Below are 18,894 nucleotides of genomic sequence, written 5' to 3'. Positions count from 1 at the left end.
TTTTTTAGCTTATTTGGCATAAAAAAAGGCATCTAGCAAAAGTACTAGATGCAAATAAAAAACACAAGGGAAGATAAAGTTCTTCCCGTTTCCCGTAAGTAATTATATCAAAAAAATTATAAAAAACTAGCTTTATTTTTAATATAATGAATGTGTGAGGCTATGAAAGTAAAAGATTACACTATTTTCGTAGTGTTTTATTCGAAAAAGGAGTTGTATAAATGATTAATTTCAAACCAGAAAATTTGAACCAACTATTAAAAGTGACGTTAATTAGTGCAAATAAGTCTTATGATGCGATTAAAGATTATGAATTTACGGGAGAAGCGGTAGTATTCCGTGTAGATTTTGAGTATATTGACGTCGCCCTTATGGTTACGGATATGTTAGGAAGATCTGCTTCTAAATTTAACCTTTTGCCATATGCTCGTCCTAATACGAATGAAACAGATTACATTCAGTTTCAGGTGTATTCCATAAATGAAGGGAATTTTAAAGAAGTAATGGATACGATGTGAAAAACTATAATTTTACAAAACTGTATATAACAACTAGTATATAATTAATAAATTCATATAATTGGAGTGATGAGATGCAGCCGTTAGAAAAGGAGATTCATTCTAATATGCTGAAAGTGTGGAGAATTCACGCTTTAATTGGGGCAGTGGTTATACTAGCAGTCGTAATTGCGTATTTCTTTTTTATGATTAGCTTTAACTGGTGGGGTTGGTTGTTTGGATTGTTAGTGACAGGAGCAGTTATATATATACCACTCGACTATTTTGTATTTCCAAATTTACGTCAACGTTACTATAGTTACAGATTAAATGAAGAAGAGATTGAAATTCAAAAGGGAATGTTCGTTGTAAAACGCGTACTTATTCCGATGATCCGCGTGCAGCACGTAACAATTGAGCAAGGACCAATTATGAGAAAGTATAATTTAGCAGAATTACATATTTCAACAGCGGCAACTTCTCATAGTATTCCTGGTTTAACGAAAGAAGAAGCAGAGCAGTTGAAAAGACAAATTGGAGAGCTTGCGAAAGTGAGTGATGAGGATGTATAAGAGGCAACATCCGATTACGATTTTATTAGGCATTAAAATTGTGAATTTGTTGCCTTTTATTTTACTTGTACTATTTCGTTCAGATGGTGAAGTAGAGCCTTGGTATTTCTTACATCTTGTTCTTTTGGCTATATTATTTATTATGGCTATTTTTTCAGCTGTAAAATGGTATTTCAAAGTATACTGGGTTGAGAATAATATTTTACATATAAAACACGGTGTTTTTGTAAAGAAGGAAAGTTATTTAAATAAAGACCGTGTGCAAAATATTAGTACATCTTCTAATGTCATTTATCAAATGCTTGGACTTACGAAATTAAATATAGAAGTAGCGGGCGGCGGTAGTGAGCCAGAAGTGATGTTAGCTGGCATTAAAGAAGATGAAGCGAAGGAACTGATTGCCTTATTAAATAAAAAAAGAAGCGCTGCGAGTGAAGAAGTACCCATGGCAGAAGAAAGTAAGACGATTTATCAGTTAACGATGAAAGAGATTTTAGTGGCTTCCATTACGTCTGGTAGATTCGGATTAGTGTTTTCTGGATTACTTCTTATTTACACAGAGTTTAATCAATTTCTTCCAGAATGGCTCATAAATAAAGTGGAAGCGTATGTGATGGATAACGGTGTATATGAATTAATCGTTATGGCCGCGATTTTAATGGCAGTTTCGTGGGTCGTTTCGACAGCTGGCTATGCGTTAAAATATGCGAACTTTAAAATAGAGCGCAATGAAAATGAAGTTCGCATCGTTCAAGGATTATTTGATAAGAAAGAGTTTGTTTTAAAATTACACCGCATTCAAGCGATTACGGTGAAAGAAGGAATTCTCCGCCAGCCTTTCGGTTATTGTTCTGTCAAAGTGGAAATCATTCAAAGTATAGAATCCGCCGGGAATGAAGTGATGTTACATCCTTTTATGAAGAAAAAAGATGTACAGCAGTTACTTACGTATTTGCAGTTGCCGTATGAAATGGAAGAGGAAATCGTTCATTTACCGAAGGATGCTTTGCGCCGTTACGTCGTAATGGGCTGGATTACAAGTGCTGTGCTCGCTGTCCCGATCGCTGGTGCGAGTATATATTTTAAACAACATACTGCGTTATTCGTTCTTATCCCACTATTTATTGTATTTACAATACTTGCATACGCTAGATATAAAAGTGGTGGATATATGATACGAGAAAATCAGTTAATAATGGTGTACCGAGGTCTTGCGAAATATACAGGGATCATGAGAAGAAGGCATGTTCAAGCAATAGGATACAATCAATCGCATTTTCAAAAGAAAGACGAGTTATGTACAGCTGCCGTATCAGTAGCGGGGCAGAGGTATAAAGTGAAGCATATGCAAAAAGAAGACGCGCTTCGCATATATAATTGGTATAAAGAAAAAGGAAACACCGTGTAATGGTGTTTCCTTTATTTGTGTTGTGATTTGTCGATAAGTCGATATATTCGAAAAATCGCTAATATAATTTCATGTACCGAGGTCTCTAAAACAAGAAAATTAAACTAAAACATCAAAAGTAGTCACGAACGACGGGCGAGAGAAAATGCTTTTTTGCTGTTCTGCATGTGGATGCGCCTGAGCCTGAGCCTGAGCTTGTCCCTCTGCTTGTGCAGGACGTTTTTTATGAGCGTTTTCGAATGAACGTGATTCTGTCCAGTCTTTAAAGTTTTGCTCAGTTTCCCACATCGTTAAGATGACATATGTATCGTTACTTAATGGGCGAAGAACGCGAATTGCTTGGAAACCAGGTTCGTTTTCGATAAGACCTGCGCGGTTTTTAAAACGGTTTTCAAATACAGGGCGACCTTCGTCTGTTACAGAAATGTTGTTACAAACGATGTAGCCAGGTTGTCCTTTAAATTCTCCAACAGCGTCTAATACGTCATATTGAAGTGTGGATTCTACAGATTCTTCAGTATTTTCTTTATAAAACATATCTTTTTCGTTATTTTTTGCAGTGAAATGTGCTTGTTCTAGAGGTGTTTCGTATGAAATAATAGCCTTCATTTTAATGCCCCCTTTATGGTTTGTCTCTATTATATCAATTCTCTTAAAAAACTTCGAAGATTATATACATAAAGATACTTCTTTTTCAAATAATAAATGTACCATCATTTGGAAAGAAGGACGATGTATGAAGAAAGCAAAGTGGACTTTATTGGGCGGGTTAGCAACGTTTGTAGTAGCAATTGTATTTTATAAACTTATTGTGTTAACTGGTGGCTATATGATGGATGAAAAGCAGCTTGTTTTCCACTCTTCATCACGTATCGTTGACCAGAAAGGAAAAGAAATTACGAAATTATATGTAGAAAATAGGGAGCTCGTGCCGATCGAAGAAATTCCAAAGTATGTGCAGCAAGCATTTATTGCTGTGGAAGATTCTCGTTTTTATGAGCATCAAGGAATTGATTACCCTTCTATATTTCGGGCGCTTTATAAAGACGCGTTAGCTGGAGAGAAGGTAGAAGGCGGTAGTACGATTACGCAGCAACTAGCTAAAAATGTCTTTTTAACTCGCGAAAAAACATTTACGCGTAAATTGAAAGAGGTCGCAATTTCTCTTCAATTAGAGCAAAAATATACGAAGCAGCAAATTCTTGAAATGTATATGAACCATATTTATTTTGGCCACGGGGCATATGGAATTCAAGCGGCAGCAAAATTGTATTTTAATAAAAATATAGAGGATTTAACTGTGGAAGAGGGAGCCATGCTTGCAGGGCTTCCGAAAGCGCCAAATGGCTATTCACCGTACTTATCTCCTGAGAAGAGCAAGGAACGCCGTGATCTTGTTTTGTCACTTATGCATAAACAAGGCTATTTAACAGCGGAAGATAGTGTTCGTTACCAAGGAAAAACAATCGCTCTTTATAAAAATTCAGATGAACGTGAACTCGCATATATGCCGTATATCGATATGGTTATAGATGAAGCGGCGCGTTTATATGGTTTATCGCATCAAGAAGTACTGCGCGGAGGATATACGTTTGTCGTACCGATGGATGAAAAAGTTCAAAAGGTAGCATATAACCAGTTTCAAGATGCGAGAAATTTCCCTGGTAAAGAAAACGGGACCCAAGGTGCATTTTTATTAATGGATAATCAGACTGGCGGAATTAAAGCTGCGATTGGCGGAAGAGAGTATGTTCCGAGAGGGCTTAATCGGGTTTTTGCAAAAAGGCAGCCTGGTTCTGTTTTAAAGCCGCTTATCGTATATGGACCTGCACTTGAGACGAAAAAATATAATCCGTATTCTTTATTAACGAATGAAAAAAGTTCGTTTGAAGGCTATGAACCTCGAAATTACAATCATGAGTATACGAAAGAGATGACGATGTACGATGCGGTATTAGAATCAGCAAACGTGCCAGCTGTATCTTTATTAAATGAATTAGGGGTAGATGAGGGAAAGCAATATTTAGAGAAAGGGAATGTTCATATTGCGGACTCAGGTTTAAGCACAGCACTTGGCGGACTGAAAAATGGTGTTTCTCCATTTGATCTTGTTAAAATGTACCGCTCTTTTTTAGCAAACGGGAATATTATCGAACCGCACGTTATCGATAAAGTATTAAATAGACACGGGGCAGTCATTGGAGAGTCATCAAAAGCTGAAACGAAAGTCTTTTCAAAGCAAACGGCATGGTATATGACAAAGATGCTGGAAGGGGTTGTGAAAGAAGGTACGGCGAAAGCTGGTGTATATAATGGAGCTTTAGCTGGAAAAACAGGTACAACTTCACTGCCGAATGATGACCATGGTGCGCGTGATATGTGGTTTGTTGGATATACACCGAATTTAGTAGGTGCAGTTTGGATTGGCTATGACCGCACTGATAAAGAGCATCAATTACAAGATGGAAATGCATCTGCAACGATGTTATTTAAAAAGATTTTAACGAAAGCACATATACAAGATAAAGCGAGTTTTCATAGGCCAAAAGGTGTTGAAACAATTGGACTGCCAATTCGTTTAGATAAGATTAAAAACGTGGAAGCAAAACTGGCTTTTAGTCCTTTCGGTTTATTTGCAATGAAACTAAGCTGGACACCGCTTCCTGATGAGCGAATTATGTACCGGATTTATAAAGTTGAAAAAGGAATTCATACTCACGTTGGAACGGTAAAAGGAACAGGGAAATATGAGGAAAAGTTTATTAATATATTCTCAAAACCAAGTTTTTACGTTGTACCATTTAACACACAAACGAACCGTGAAGGAGAAAAATCAAAAGTAGCTAAACCGTAGTTTTTCTCTGTGCTATAATAAGAATGTTGTGAAAATAGTAAGCGGTTTTACGAACATTTGTGTCAATTTCATGAACAACGTATATAATGTTATGCATTTTGTTTTTACAAGCTGTATAGTAAAAAAAGATAAATATCGGAATAGAGCATATTTAAAGAAAAAGCATTGGTAAGGAAGGGAGCTAGAGTCTTGGTAAGAACTATAAATGAGACATTTTTAAAAGCATGTAGGGGGGAACGTACAGAGTATGTACCAGCATGGTATATGCGTCAAGCAGGTCGTTCACAGCCGGAATATAGAAAGATAAAAGAGAACTATTCTTTATTTGAAATTACACATAATCCAGAGTTGTGCGCTTACGTTACAAAGTTGCCAGTTGATCAATATAACGTAGACGCAGCAATTCTTTATAAAGATATTATGTCACCACTTCCTGCAATTGGTGTTGATGTGGAAATTAAATCTGGTATTGGTCCAGTAATTGATAATCCAATCCGTTCTTTACAAGATGTAGAAAAATTAGGGGAAATCAATCCAGAAGATGACGTACCTTACATACTAGATACAATTCGTTTATTAACGACAGAAATGTTAGATGTACCGTTAATCGGTTTTTCAGGAGCTCCATTTACGTTAGCGAGCTATATGATTGAAGGCGGTCCTTCTCGTAACTACCATAATACGAAAGCGTTCATGTATGCAGAGCCGAAAGCTTGGTTCGCATTAATGGATAAGCTTGCAGATATGGTTATTACATATTTAAAAGCGCAAATTAACGCAGGAGCAAAAGCTGTTCAAATTTTCGATTCTTGGGTTGGAACAGTAAATGTAGCGGATTACCGTATATTTATTAAACCAGCGATGGAGCGTATTTTTGCAGAAGTTCGCCCGATGGGTGTTCCAATGATTATGCACGGCGTAGGTGCTGCACATTTAGTGAATGAATGGCACGACTTACCTCTTGATGTAGTAGGTTTAGATTGGCGCTTACCGATTGAAGAAGCACGCGCACGTGGCGTTCATAAGGCGGTACAAGGAAATATGGATCCTTCGTTCTTACTAGCACCATGGTCTGTTATTGAAGAACATGTAAAAGGTATTTTAGATCAAGGGATGAAAGAGCCAGGTTATATCTTTAACTTAGGTCACGGTGTATTCCCAGAAGTAAATCCAGATATATTAAAACGATTAACTACATTTATTCATGAGTACTCTAAAGAACAGTTAGCGAAGTAAAGGAGATTGGCTGTATGAAAAAGAAAATTGGTTTGCTTGTAATGGCATACGGAACGCCGTATAAAGAAGAAGATATTGAACGTTACTATACACATATTCGCAGAGGAAGAAAGCCAAGTCCTGAAATGCTAGAAGATTTAACAGAGCGTTACCGTGCAATTGGTGGTATTTCTCCTTTGGCTACTATTACATTAGAGCAAGCTAAAAAGTTAGAGACGCGTTTAAATGAAATGCAAGATGAAGTAGAGTACCATATGTATCTTGGTTTAAAACATATTGAACCGTTCATTGAAGATGCAGTACAAGCTATGCATAAAGATGGAATAGAAGATGCAATTGCACTCGTTCTTGCCCCTCATTATTCTACTTTTAGCGTGAAGTCGTATGTAGGACGAGCGCAAGAAGAAGCAGGGAAACTTGGAAACTTAACAATTCACGGCATCGATAGCTGGTATAAAGAACCGAAATTTATTCAGTATTGGGTCGATGCAGTGAAAGGTATATATAACGGTATGTCAGAAGCAGAACGTGAAAAAGCAGTGTTAATCGTATCTGCACATAGCTTACCAGAAAAAATTATCGCACTTGGCGATCCATATCCAGATCAATTAAATGAAACAGCTGACTATATTGCACGTGGTGCAGAAGTAGCAAATTATGCAGTTGGCTGGCAAAGTGCCGGAAATACACCAGATCCTTGGATTGGTCCAGATGTACAAGATTTAACGAGAGAATTAAATGAAAAGTACGGCTACAGTTCATTCGTATATGCACCAGTTGGATTTGTTGCGGAACATTTAGAAGTTTTATATGACAATGACTTTGAGTGTAAAGTAGTAACTGATGAAATTGGCGCGAAATATTATCGTCCAGAAATGCCCAACGCATCGGACGCATTTATCGACTGTTTAGCAGATGTTGTATTAAAGAAAAAAGAATCTGTAATGTAAGTAGAAAGGGGGAGCTTACTTGAGGAAAAAAGTTGTGATCATCGGCGGTGGCATCACAGGATTAACAACAATGTATAACTTACAAAAAGAAATTCGTGAAAAAAACTTGCCGATAGATGCATTGCTTATAGAAGCGTCCGGTAAACTTGGCGGGAAAATTCAAACCGTTCAAAAAGATGGATTTACAATTGAACGCGGTCCTGATTCTTTCTTAGCAAGAAAAAAGAGCGCAGCTAAATTAGTGAAAGAATTAGGACTTGATGCTGAACTTGTAAATAATAAGGCCGGTCAATCGTTCGTTCTCGTAAACAATCGGTTACATAAAATGCCGAGCGGTTCAATGATGGGAATTCCAACGCAAATTACGCCGTTTCTATTTTCCGGATTGTTCTCCCCAATTGGTAAACTAAGAGCTGGTTTTGATCTGTTAATGCCTAGATCAAAGCCAGTATCTGACCAATCACTCGGGCAGTTTTTCAGGCATCGCCTTGGAAATGAAGTTGTTGAAAATTTAATTGAGCCATTATTATCTGGTATTTATGCAGGGGATATTGATGAAATGAGTTTAATGTCAACATTCCCTCAAATTTATCAAATTGAACAGGAGCATCGTAGCATTTCACTCGGTATGCGTACGCTCGCTCCAAAGCAAGAGAAGGCTGAATTGAAAAAGGGAATCTTTAAAACTGTGAAAAACGGTTTAGAATCTATAGTAGAATCTCTTGAAGTGAAGATTCCTAATGATATGGTAATGAAGGGAACTCGTATTGAAAAAGTTGCAAAACTTGGTGATAGTTATACGATTACTCTTAGTAACGGAAAAGAAATGGAAGCAGATGCGATTGTAGTTGCGACGCCGCACAAAGTATTGCCTTCTATGTTTGCACAGTACAAGCAGTTTCGTTTCTTTCGTAACATTCCGTCTACATCAGTTGCCAACGTGGCACTTGCTTTCCCGAAGTCTGCAATTCAGCGTGATATTGATGGTACAGGATTTGTCGTATCAAGAAATAGTGATTACACAATTACAGCGTGTACGTGGACACACAAAAAATGGCCACATACAACGCCAGAAGGAAAAGCGCTTCTTCGTTGTTACGTCGGACGCCCAGGTGATGAAGCGATTGTTGAACAAACTGACGAAGAAATTGTGCAGCTCGTATTAGAGGATTTACAAAAGACAATGGATATTACAGAGGATCCAGAGTTTACAATTGTAAGCCGCTGGAAAGAAGCGATGCCTCAATATACAGTAGGTCATAAAGAGCGAATGAAGAAGCTCACAACATTTATGGAGAATGAGTTGCCAGGTGTGTATTTGGCAGGTAGTTCTTACGCTGGTTCTGGTCTTCCGGCTTGTATTGAGCAAGGTGAGTTAGCGGCAAAGCGGGTAGTATTTCATTTAGAGAAGGTAGCGGAAACTGAGTTAGTTGCACATTAAAATATTTCAAACGAAACGCCTTCAATCATATTGAAGGCGTTTCGTTTATTATATAAAATACTTATTAACCAATAAACATATATAAGTTATTTGGTTTTATAACCGCATCTCCCGCATAAATAACCCACTCTGTTAAGTTGTCAAAATCTAAATGATAAGAATTCCCTTCATGCATCTCTTCTATAAAATACGGTTCATTAATGAGTATTCCTTGAATGAGATCTTCAGTAAGGTCTTGCATTTCAAACCACATATGTTCACTTTTCCCTTCTTCGTAAGAGACACCAAACTTAGCGAGGAAACGGAAATCTTCATTTGATTGTTCAATTTGAAAAATGTTGCTGAAATACCCGAAAGTATTTTTTGCATTATAAGCCATACGAGCCGTTTCACTGTTTGTTTTATAGAACATGAGCCCTGTAGCTTCTTCATGTTCTTTGAAAAAGCTTTCTATATATTCTCCGGAAGTATTATATTGGAACAAGAGAACAGATGGAGATTGATGGTACTCATCTCGGGAATCCATCCCGCCAAGGAATACGTTTTGTGCATCTATTGGTTGTAATTTCACTTCTTCATCTTCAATTGAAGATAATTGATCCATACTCGTTTTACGTCCAATATAAGATAAACCTTTTTCCCACGGAACAGCTACTGTATGTATGGAACCTTGTTGACTATGTGCGATAATGATAGGCTCATTCATTGGGACTTGGCCATTCTCAACGGCATTATTAGCAAATGTTTGAAAAAGATCGCCAATGCCGTAGTAGGAAGAAATGCGATTTGGAATAATTAATTCTATTTCAGTTACGCCTGCTCTTAAAAGGCCGTGTGTATGAAACCAATATTGCGTAGGCTCGCCTTCTTTATCATCTTCATAAACGGAATGAATAACGTATAAGTCAGGAATGTCAGGTAACAATTCATTTTCAACGTGATATTCAATATAGTTTCTAGATATCACTTTCATTGCTGCACTTGAATCGATTACAAATAACAAATCTGGTGCGAGGTGCCATAAAAATTGTACCTGCTGGAAAAAGCAGCTGAGTACATCGCCTACAAATAGCGTACGAGTGAAAATTTCAGTGCCGAAAGCCGTATCTTCAAAAGTACGGTCTACTATTGTGGAATCTTGTCTATTGTACATTTTATATTCTTCTGGATCATTAGTTTCATCAATATGCAGTTCATACGGTATGACTTTTTCATCCATATGTAACTCAACAATAAGGCTTGTCTCATCACTATAAACAATTTTTAATTCATCAACTTTAGTAGAGATAGTTTCTAGCCGCTGTTTTAGCTGATCAATTGTAATTCTAGTTGGGATAACAGCAATCATATCTGAAAAATGACGTTCTAATGTTCCATTCATAGCTGCACGGTATGTTTCCGTTTGTACTTCCATCCAATCAACTCCAATTCAAATGAATACATTTTACATACCGATAAAAAATTCGGTATTTTCTGTTTTCTCTCCCTAACATTATAGAGCGCATTCGTAGAATCTGTAAAATTATTATTTTGTATTATAGTTTGAAAACTTGTAAATTAAATAAATTTTGTGTAAAACTTGTCGAAATATAGTTCTATATAACGAATCTTTTGTTATGATAGATATGCTGAGAAAATATGAATTAGGGAGAGGAAAATGACTGTGAAGAAACTGTTAAGTATCTTTTTATCATTCATACTATTGCTTTCATTTACTGGAACTTTGGCACAAGCAGAAGAAAATACTTCTATGTCAGTAGAAAAAGCAATTCAAGTATTCAAGCAGCAAGGGAAAACAAAGGGGATAGTGGAAGGATATATCGTTGGATATACACAAAGTCCTTCTAAATACACGAAAGATCCGGCTAAGTTTGACGACACAAACGTGGCAATTGCCGATTCGCCAAACGAAACAAATCCAGACAAAATCATGCCTGTTCAATTGCCAAAAGGTGATGTGAGGACGGCTGTAAATGTGAAAGACCATCCTGAAAATATCGGGAAGAAAGTTAGGTTAACAGGGACGCTTGAGTTATATTTCGGTAGTCCTGGTTTAAAATCAGTAACAGCTCATAAGTTTCAAGGGGAAGAACAAAACCGCGTTAGCGATGTAGTGGCATCACCAAATGGCGGGGAAGTTGCAAAAGGGACAGCGGTAACATTAACAACGAATACAGAAGGAGCAACAATCTACTATACGTTAGATGGATCTAATCCTACAAATAAAAGTGTTCGTTATAACGGACAAATTGTAGTGAATGAAAATAGTGTAGTGAAAGCAATCGCAGAAAAAGAAGGGCTTACTTCTTCAGCAGTTTCGACATTTTCATTTATTATCGTAAACAATGAACCAGTTCGTATTCATGATATTCAAGGGAAATCACATATTTCTCCTTACACTGGGAAGAAAGTAAACAATGTGGAAGGCGTTGTCACAGCGCTTGATAAAAACGGTTTTTATATAGAAGATAATCAGCCGGATAATGATCCAGCTACTTCAGAAGGTATTTACGTATACAAAAAAGATGCGAATGTAGCGGTAGGAGATCTTGTCCAAGTTGATGGAGAAGTAGAAGAATATGTTGGACCTGGATATGCAGAACGATTTGAAACAGACTTAACGACGACTGAAATTAAGGCGAGTCGTATTGGTGTAATCGCAAAAGATCAAACTTTACCAGAAGCGATTGTATTAGGAGAAAACGGAGTGAAAATTCCAGATCAAATTATTGATAATGATGGATTTGGTCTATTTGATCCGAACGAAGATGCAATCGATTTTTATGAAAGTGTAGAAGGTATGCGAGTTACGATGCCAACGCCAAAAATTATTGCTCCTCAGAAAAACGGGAATTTATATGTAACAGTAAAAAACGGTGGGGATAAAGTTATAACGAAGTATGGCACACCGCTATTAGATAAAGAGCAATTAAACCCAGAGCGTCTTTCTGTAAAAGTACCTCGTGATTATGTCGCGAAAGTAGGGGATACGTTCACTGGTAATATAACAGGCGTAGTAGGATATGACTACGGTGCGTTCCGCATTTCGCCAGTAACGGAATTACCACCTGTAACGGACGGTGGATTTAAGCAAGTAGGGGCAAATATTCAGCCGCGTCTTGATAAGTTAACAGTTGCTACATATAATATTGAAAACTTCTCAGCGAACAAAAAAGAAACAACGGACGAAAAAGTAAAAGCGTTAGCTTATTCTATTAAATATAACTTGAAAATGCCTGATATTATCGGCGTCCAAGAGATGCAAGATAATAATGGATCAATTAATGACGGTACAACAGATGCATCTTTAAGCGCAAAACGTGTAATTGATGCGGTATTAGAAATTCGTGGACCGAAGTATGAGTATGTAGAAATTGCTCCGAACAATAATCAAGACGGAGGAGCACCAGGGGCGAACATTCGCGTCGGTTTCTTCTATAATCCATCACGTGTGAAATTAGCGACAGTACCAAAGTTACTTGATAAAAATGTTGTTCGTATTGGAGATGAAAATTCATTATTTGAAAGTACACGTAAACCGTTAGCAGCAGAATTTACGTTCCAAGGACAAAATGTTGTTGTCATTTCAAATCACTTAAACTCAAAAATAGGAGATGCAACGCCATTTGGAAAAGTGCAGCCGCTCGTATTAAAGAGTGAAGAAAAACGAGTTCAATTAGCACAAGAAGTGAATCATTTCGTACAAGGTATTCAGAAAAAGAATACGAATGCGCCAGTTGTTGTATTAGGTGATATGAATGACTTTGAATTCTCTAAACCTTTAGAAGCGCTGCAAGGAACTATATTAAAAGATATGTTAAATACAGTGCCGAAAGAGAATCGTTACACGTACATTCATGAAGGTAACGCACAAGTGCTAGATCATATTTTAGTAACAAATAACATTGCACCGCACACAATTGTAGACCCTGTACACTTAAACTCAAACATTATGAAAGAACATGGACGTGTAAGTGACCACGATCCAGTACTTGTTCAAATTGATTTGAAGAAGGCTTCTTAAATAGTCGAGAAAGAACGCTTAGAAATATACTAAGCGTTCTTTTACATTATTAGGGATTTTTATGGTAAAATAGATTGAACATTCACTCTTTAATGCGGAGGAGGTGTAGACATATGGTAGCCCGAATAAATGGAAAATTAATGAATCAGCTTGCAATTTTTTTTAGTACGATCGTCATGCTTCAGTTTGTAGCTGATATAACAGGGCTTACACAGAATCTAGATAGTATGTATTACTTAATGAATACAGCAACTTCCTATATAACGTTTAGTTTGGCGGTTATTTTTACTTTGATCGGTGCAAGAAGAGAATTAAGTAAATATGCAATTATTTCATTATGTTTAGTGGTAGCTATTAAAGCAATTTACTTTGCGGCTGTTGTTATTTTGTGGGGATTGGCTGGTACGCCGTAAATGAATATAAAAAACCTAATTTCCAAGATAACGTGAGGAAATTAGGTTTTTATAATGGCTGAAAAGCCTTTCTACATCGATCTCGTTTTTGAAGTCTTCTCATATATCTTTTTTTGTCCCGTTGTACTCCTTTTATGTACATGAATAAGCTGACAAGGAAGAAAAATGTACATTGTAAAATGTACGGTGACATCCCGTGTAATGGTTGTTTCGGATCATATAAGTGAATAGGTGCTCCGCCTATTGTAGGCAATACTGTATTTATTAGGACGAAAGGAATGGAAGTAACTGCAAATGGAAATAGAAGTGCCATGTACTCCTTTTGTGACCATGTGGACGCTGCTAAACCTAAGAGGGCCATTAAACCAGCGAATAAAAAATTAATCCCAATATATAGATAAATATAAGTGATGGGAGAAGAGAAATATAATTCTGCGAACATTCCGTTGCCGTTTATCATACTCGTACTGACGGTTGGATCTCCATTTGGAATTGTTAATTTGCAAAGTAATAAAGAAAGAATGAACGGTAAAGTATAAAGAAATCCACCGCAGAAAAATGTAACGATATATTTTGTAAAGGAATACGAGAATAGGGAAATTTCCTTACTTATAAAAGCTTTGAAACCATCGGATTTATCGGAATTATAACTTGTACTAAATGGTAAACTTGCAATAACAGGCATTAATAATAAATAAACATCCATTTCATTATCACGAAACCCGATCCATTTAAAAGCAGTTGCTATAGCTCCATTCGTTGCGTCTCCTAAATAACGAATTACATAATAATAATGATAAATAGAAATAAGAGCTAATCCACTAAACATAATAATTAAAGAAACACGATTACCAAAAGCTTGCCTTATATTTAAACGAAGCGCACGCATCATGACTGAAAAAGCCTCCACTATTTTTATAAATCTGTCTACTTTCTATATTACTATTAAATGTAAGGATTTTCTTGTTTTTTTATTTGTTTATTAGAAAAAGAGGGATTTCGTTGTTGTTAGGTAAGGTTTAACTGTGGAAGAAGATTTTCAGAGTGAAAGGAAAAGAGAGGACATATGGAATTCAAGTTTAGACAAAATTACGCTTTCTACGCTGAAATAAGAAAAAGGTGTTCATAAAAATTATATGTGAAGAACATCTTTTCCTTTCCCCTTTTTTTCTGATACACTATGACAGTATTATATAGATTGACTGGAATTTTTTTAAACTGGGAATAACTAAAAAAGAGAACTTGTATAGAATGTAAGCGTGTGGTAATATCAAATATGTACCGATTGACTATATTATCCAATTGGTCATTTTTGGAGGTGACGATGTGGCAATAGATCGAAAACGTTCTATTATTGAAGCTGCAACAAAGTCTTTTTCAGCGTTCGGTTATAAGGCGACGACGATGGATCAAGTTGCGAAGTTAGCGAATGTAGGAAAAGGAACAATTTATACTTTTTTCAAAAATAAAGAAGAACTATTTGGCGAAATTATTTCTAATTTAATTACAGAAATGAAGCAAGTCGCAAAAGACGCAATTCGTTCAGATATTTCATTTTTTGAAAATGTACATAGAGCATTATATAGCATCTTAGAATTTAGAAAAGAACATCAGCTCATGATTAAATTAATTCAAGAAGAGCGCGATATGGGAACGAAAGAAGTACAAGAAGTGATGCAACAAGTAGATGTGGAAATCGTTTCTGTCATTCAATCTTATTTAGAGATTGCAATTGAAAAAGGTGAAATTAGCAAATGTGATCCAGAAATTACAGCGTTTATTATGCTTCGCCTATACGTATCGCTTATTTTTGATTGGGAAAAAAATCATGAACCGTTAGAAAAAGAGAAAATATCGGAATTATTCGAACTTTATTTACTAAAAGGATTGTCAAATTAAGATAATCCTTTTATTATTATAAAAAATGACTAATTGAACAAAATGGTCAAATGTATGAGAGGGGTGGTTAAATAGTATAATCAAGTAGATGAAAATGTGCATAGTATAAATTTGGGGATAAGGCATATGTATGAACAGATATAGCCTTTTTATTTGGGTAAAAATGACTAAATAGACATTTTGGTCATTTTTAAAAAGGGGGATAAATTATGAAATGGCATAAGTTGCTTAGTAAAGAATTTGCAGAGATTATAAAAAGTAAAAAAATATTAATCCCAATCATTGCGGTTTTATTTGTACCGATTTTATATGCGGGTATGTTTTTATGGGCCTTTTGGGATCCGTATGAACAGCTAGATGACTTGCCAGTTGCGGTAGTTAATTTAGATAAAGGTGCAGAACTTGATGGGAAACCAATTGAGGTCGGGAAAGGGCTCGTTGATAACTTAAAAGATAATAAAAGTTTTAAATGGGAATTTGTAAGTGAAAAAGAAGCGAAAGAGGGAATGGAAGGCAGAAAGTATTACATGTTAGTACGTATTCCAGATGACTTCTCCAGTAACGCTACAACGTTATTACAAGACGATCCGAAACCATTAAACTTAGAATATATTCCAAATGAAAGTTTAAACTTCTTATCTTCACAAATTGGCGGAACAGCAATTGAAAAAATTAAAAGTGAAGTATCAAGCACGTTAACGAAAACATATGCAGAGAAAATGTTTGATTCCATTAAAGACGTCTCAAAAGGATTAGCAGATGGGGCGGAAGGGGCAAATAAACTACATGACGGATCAAGTGAGCTGCATGATGGTTCAAGTAAAGTGACGGATGGTCTTCATACACTTCAAGGGAAGTCTGGAGAGATGAAAGATGGAGTTCAGAAATTAGCAGATGGATCTAATAAATTACAAGATGGGTCCGGAAAAGTAACAGCAGGTTTAAATACATTAAATAGCAAAACAGGTGAAATACAGACTGGTATAGGAAAATTACAAGATGGATCTCAGAAAGTAACAGCAGGTTTAAATACATTAGTAAGTAAAACAGGTGAATTAAAAGCAGGAACGAGTGAATTATCAACTGGTATGGAAAAACTTGTTGGAGGACAAAGTCAATTAGAAGAAGGTTCTCAAAAAATTGAAAAGGGTTTGCAAGAGTTAAATAGTACAGTGAAAAATTCTGTTGCAGGTTTAGAGGGAATGCAGTCGAAAGTTCCTTCTATATTAAATACGGTAAATCAGAAAATAGATGGAGCTGGGGAAAATGTAAATCAGTTAAATGAATTTACTCAATCAACAGCAGGGGATGCAAAAACGGCAGCACAAGATGTAGCGAATTTGCAAAAGCAAATTGAAAGTTTACCGAAAGAATATCAAGAGCAGTTACAACCATATATAACAAATGCGGCAAAAAGTACAGCGACAGTTCAGCAGAAAGCCATTGGAGTAGCAGGTGGAACAAATAAATTAAATGAAGAAGTAAAACAATTAAAAGGTGAAATAAATCAAACGACAAGTGAAATGCAAAACAAACTACCGAATTCAGAAGGGGTCAAAACTTTAACGGATGGTATTGAGAAATTAATGAATGCGCAAAACGAATTTGTAAGTAAATTTCATGGATTTGGTGAAGGATTAAGTAATGCTAAAGTAGGTGTAGATAAATTAAATAACGGATCAGGTCAATTAATTGATGGAGTAACCCAATTAGCAGATGGCTCAAGCCAAGTAACAGGCGGTTTAGGTACATTATCTGTAGGAGCAAGCCAAATGACAGGCGGAATAACACAATTAGCAGACGGTTCAAGCCAAGTAACAACAGGCATAGGCACTTTAAATGGTGGTCTAAATAAAATGTCAACTGGCTCAACCCAGCTAATCGACGGAGTAAATAAACTAGCAGATGGATCAGGAAAAGTGACAGATGGACTCGTGAAAGTAAACGATGGTTCAGGTACACTGGCTGAGAAACTTGGTGAAGGTGCAGAAAAAACAGGTGAAGTAAAAGGAACAGATAAAACGTATGATATGTTTGCAAGCCCTGTAAAAGTGAAGACAGAGAAACTAGCGGAAGTTCCAAACTACGGAACAGGATTCACACCGTATTTCTTATCACTCGGTTTATTCGTTGGGGCATTACTATTATCTATCGTATACCCATTACGCGATACAGTCGGCGTTCCGAAATCAGGATTCAGCTGGTTTATTAGTAAGTTTGGCGTTTTATTATCAGTCGGTATCATTCAAGCAATAGTAGCAGATGTCATATTACTATTCGGATTAGGTGTAGAAGTACAAAGTATTCCATACTTCATACTCTTTAGCATTGTTACGAGTTTAGCGTTTATTTCATTAATTCAATGCTTAGTAACAGCATTCGGTGATGCAGGGCGTTTCATTGCCATCATCACATTAATTATTCAGCTTACAACAAGTGCTGGAACATTCCCGCTAGAATTGATTCCGAAGTTTTTACAACCATTTCATGCTTGGCTACCGATGACATACTCTGTATCAGGATTGAAAGCAGTCGTATCAAGCGGAGACTTTAACTTCATGTGGCAAAACATAGGAATACTCATGATCTTTATCGTCGTATTATCACTTGGAACAATCGCTTCATTAACTTGGATGCATAAACGACAATTTAGAAATGTTGTTGAAAATCAATCGGTTGAAGCGTAGAGAAAAGCACCTTTTTGGTGCTTTTTTTATTTTAGTGCAGGGCATTTTTTTTGTAGTTCGGATATGAATTTTTCAGGATCTTTTGGTGAGATTTTTACACTTCCCCAAGCTCCTGATGTATAAAAGATTTCATAGCAATCTTTCGAAGAGAGAATACGATATCCGATTAAAATGTTATCTGTTTTTGAGATTTTCGTTATATGAACGTACGGAATCTTACTTCGAAATGGACCACCTTTAACAAATAAGTGGTTTTCATAGAATGTATATGTAATAGAAAAAGAACTCCATAATAGGAAGCCAGAAGATACAAAGAAAATAGATAGTAGAATGTATAAGTCTGTAGTAGTAGCTTCATCATCAAAGAAGAGAGGAAGCAGTGTTGAAGCACCTATGGTGAAAATAGCAAAAAAGATAATAAATAAGAAAAATTTATCAATTTTAGAGTGGAATGTCATTTGTAGCCCTCCTTCTCCTTAACTTTACCATATCGTATGTGTAGTCTAAACGAAAGAAAAGGAATAACAACAATTTACAGAGAAAACTAGAATAGGGGAGTTGATATGATGAAAGGAAATCTAACCTATTATTTTATCTTATATCCGTTAATCTTCTTTCTTGTTTTCACCCTTTCACCTATCTTGTTTCATAAAGAAGAATATACAAGTATGAAAGATACACTGGGAATACTTTTAGTCTACTATGTGCTAATTAGTGGGTATTACTTTATGGATGTTGTAAGTGAAAGAATGAAGAAAAATGATCAGGACAAACAATAAAGTGAAACTTTAATCAGTGGGGGTTTTGTTCATCCCCCACTGATTATTAGTTGAACCAATCGGGCTTTTATGGGCAGTTGATCCCGCACCTAACTTCTTTGCTTCCGTTGAATTTTGAGGTGAGGGTCTTACTG

At 36.2% G+C, this 18,894-nt stretch carries 16 protein-coding genes; 12 read left to right on the top strand and 4 right to left on the bottom strand.

The features are described from left to right. The first annotated feature begins 221 nt into the window (after positions 1 to 221). From QCI75_RS21475 to QCI75_RS21465, 3 genes are all read left to right on the top strand, one after another. A complete protein-coding gene (locus QCI75_RS21475; RefSeq protein WP_144506599.1) occupies positions 222 to 518 on the top strand; it encodes a protoporphyrinogen oxidase in 297 nt (98 codons plus the stop codon). A 74-nt stretch (positions 519 to 592) separates the two neighbouring features. Beyond that, complete coding sequence (locus tag QCI75_RS21470; protein WP_144506598.1) at positions 593 to 1,069, top strand: PH domain-containing protein; 477 nt, start codon at positions 593 to 595, stop codon at positions 1,067 to 1,069. Then, entirely contained in the window at positions 1,062 to 2,477 is a 1,416-nt protein-coding gene (locus tag QCI75_RS21465; RefSeq protein WP_144506597.1) for a PH domain-containing protein, read from the top strand. The genes QCI75_RS21470 and QCI75_RS21465 overlap by 8 nt, the downstream gene beginning before the upstream one ends. Before the next feature lie 99 nt (positions 2,478 to 2,576). Here the strand turns inward: QCI75_RS21465 and hmoB are convergent, their stop codons facing one another. After that, positions 2,577 to 3,086 carry a heme-degrading monooxygenase HmoB gene (gene hmoB / locus QCI75_RS21460; RefSeq protein ID WP_353761129.1) on the bottom strand — a complete coding sequence of 170 codons (510 nt, stop codon included), beginning with the start codon at positions 3,084 to 3,086 and terminating at the stop codon, positions 2,577 to 2,579. A gap of 127 nt (positions 3,087 to 3,213) precedes the next feature. On the opposite strand from hmoB, the gene QCI75_RS21455 reads away from it, so the two are divergent. The 4 genes from QCI75_RS21455 to hemY all read left to right on the top strand — a co-directional run bounded on the left by QCI75_RS21455 (position 3,214) and on the right by hemY (position 8,958). Then, on the top strand, positions 3,214 to 5,331 hold the full coding sequence (locus tag QCI75_RS21455) for a transglycosylase domain-containing protein (protein WP_144506596.1): 2,118 nt from the start codon (positions 3,214 to 3,216) through the stop codon (positions 5,329 to 5,331). A 189-nt stretch (positions 5,332 to 5,520) separates the two neighbouring features. Further along, a complete protein-coding gene (gene hemE, locus QCI75_RS21450; protein WP_144506595.1) occupies positions 5,521 to 6,567 on the top strand; it encodes a uroporphyrinogen decarboxylase in 1,047 nt (348 codons plus the stop codon). A gap of 14 nt (positions 6,568 to 6,581) precedes the next feature. Continuing rightward, a complete protein-coding gene (hemH, locus tag QCI75_RS21445; protein WP_002087136.1) occupies positions 6,582 to 7,517 on the top strand; it encodes a ferrochelatase in 936 nt (311 codons plus the stop codon). Between the two features lie 19 nt (positions 7,518 to 7,536). After that, positions 7,537 to 8,958, top strand: coding sequence for a protoporphyrinogen oxidase (gene hemY / locus QCI75_RS21440; RefSeq protein ID WP_144506594.1), 1,422 nt, complete (start codon positions 7,537 to 7,539; stop codon positions 8,956 to 8,958). 64 nt (positions 8,959 to 9,022) lie between these two features. On the opposite strand, the gene QCI75_RS21435 is transcribed toward hemY, so the two are convergent. Beyond that, positions 9,023 to 10,372 (bottom strand): DUF4026 domain-containing protein, encoded by a 1,350-nt coding sequence (locus QCI75_RS21435; RefSeq protein WP_353761128.1) that lies wholly within the window; start codon positions 10,370 to 10,372, stop codon positions 9,023 to 9,025. 243 nt (positions 10,373 to 10,615) lie between these two features. On the opposite strand from QCI75_RS21435, the gene QCI75_RS21430 reads away from it, so the two are divergent. Beyond that, on the top strand, positions 10,616 to 12,982 hold the full coding sequence (locus tag QCI75_RS21430) for a DUF6359 domain-containing protein (RefSeq protein ID WP_144506592.1): 2,367 nt from the start codon (positions 10,616 to 10,618) through the stop codon (positions 12,980 to 12,982). A 113-nt stretch (positions 12,983 to 13,095) separates the two neighbouring features. After that, positions 13,096 to 13,395 (top strand): hypothetical protein, encoded by a 300-nt coding sequence (locus QCI75_RS21425; protein WP_144506591.1) that lies wholly within the window; start codon positions 13,096 to 13,098, stop codon positions 13,393 to 13,395. 49 nt (positions 13,396 to 13,444) lie between these two features. On the opposite strand, the gene QCI75_RS21420 is transcribed toward QCI75_RS21425, so the two are convergent. After that, positions 13,445 to 14,287, bottom strand: coding sequence for a hypothetical protein (locus QCI75_RS21420; RefSeq protein ID WP_353761127.1), 843 nt, complete (start codon positions 14,285 to 14,287; stop codon positions 13,445 to 13,447). A gap of 434 nt (positions 14,288 to 14,721) precedes the next feature. On the opposite strand from QCI75_RS21420, the gene QCI75_RS21415 reads away from it, so the two are divergent. Further along, positions 14,722 to 15,294, top strand: coding sequence for a TetR/AcrR family transcriptional regulator (locus QCI75_RS21415; RefSeq protein WP_002168940.1), 573 nt, complete (start codon positions 14,722 to 14,724; stop codon positions 15,292 to 15,294). A 209-nt stretch (positions 15,295 to 15,503) separates the two neighbouring features. Further along, positions 15,504 to 17,981, top strand: coding sequence for a YhgE/Pip family protein (locus tag QCI75_RS21410; protein ID WP_353761126.1), 2,478 nt, complete (start codon positions 15,504 to 15,506; stop codon positions 17,979 to 17,981). 26 nt (positions 17,982 to 18,007) lie between these two features. Here the strand turns inward: QCI75_RS21410 and QCI75_RS21405 are convergent, their stop codons facing one another. Further along, the gene (locus tag QCI75_RS21405) at positions 18,008 to 18,439 is read right to left on the bottom strand and encodes a PH domain-containing protein (RefSeq protein WP_000142744.1); all 432 of its coding nucleotides are present in this window, start codon (positions 18,437 to 18,439) and stop codon (positions 18,008 to 18,010) included. A 105-nt stretch (positions 18,440 to 18,544) separates the two neighbouring features. Between QCI75_RS21405 and QCI75_RS21400 the strand changes: the two genes are divergently transcribed. Continuing rightward, positions 18,545 to 18,760: a hypothetical protein gene (locus tag QCI75_RS21400; protein ID WP_144506589.1), complete on the top strand. Its 216-nt coding sequence runs from the start codon at positions 18,545 to 18,547 to the stop codon at positions 18,758 to 18,760. Positions 18,761 to 18,894 lie beyond the last annotated feature (134 nt).

The sequence above is a fragment of the Bacillus cereus group sp. RP43 genome, assembly GCF_040459645.1.
Lineage (GTDB): Bacteria > Bacillota > Bacilli > Bacillales > Bacillaceae_G > Bacillus_A > Bacillus_A mycoides_C.
This window is presented reverse-complemented; position numbering and strand designations above follow the sequence as displayed.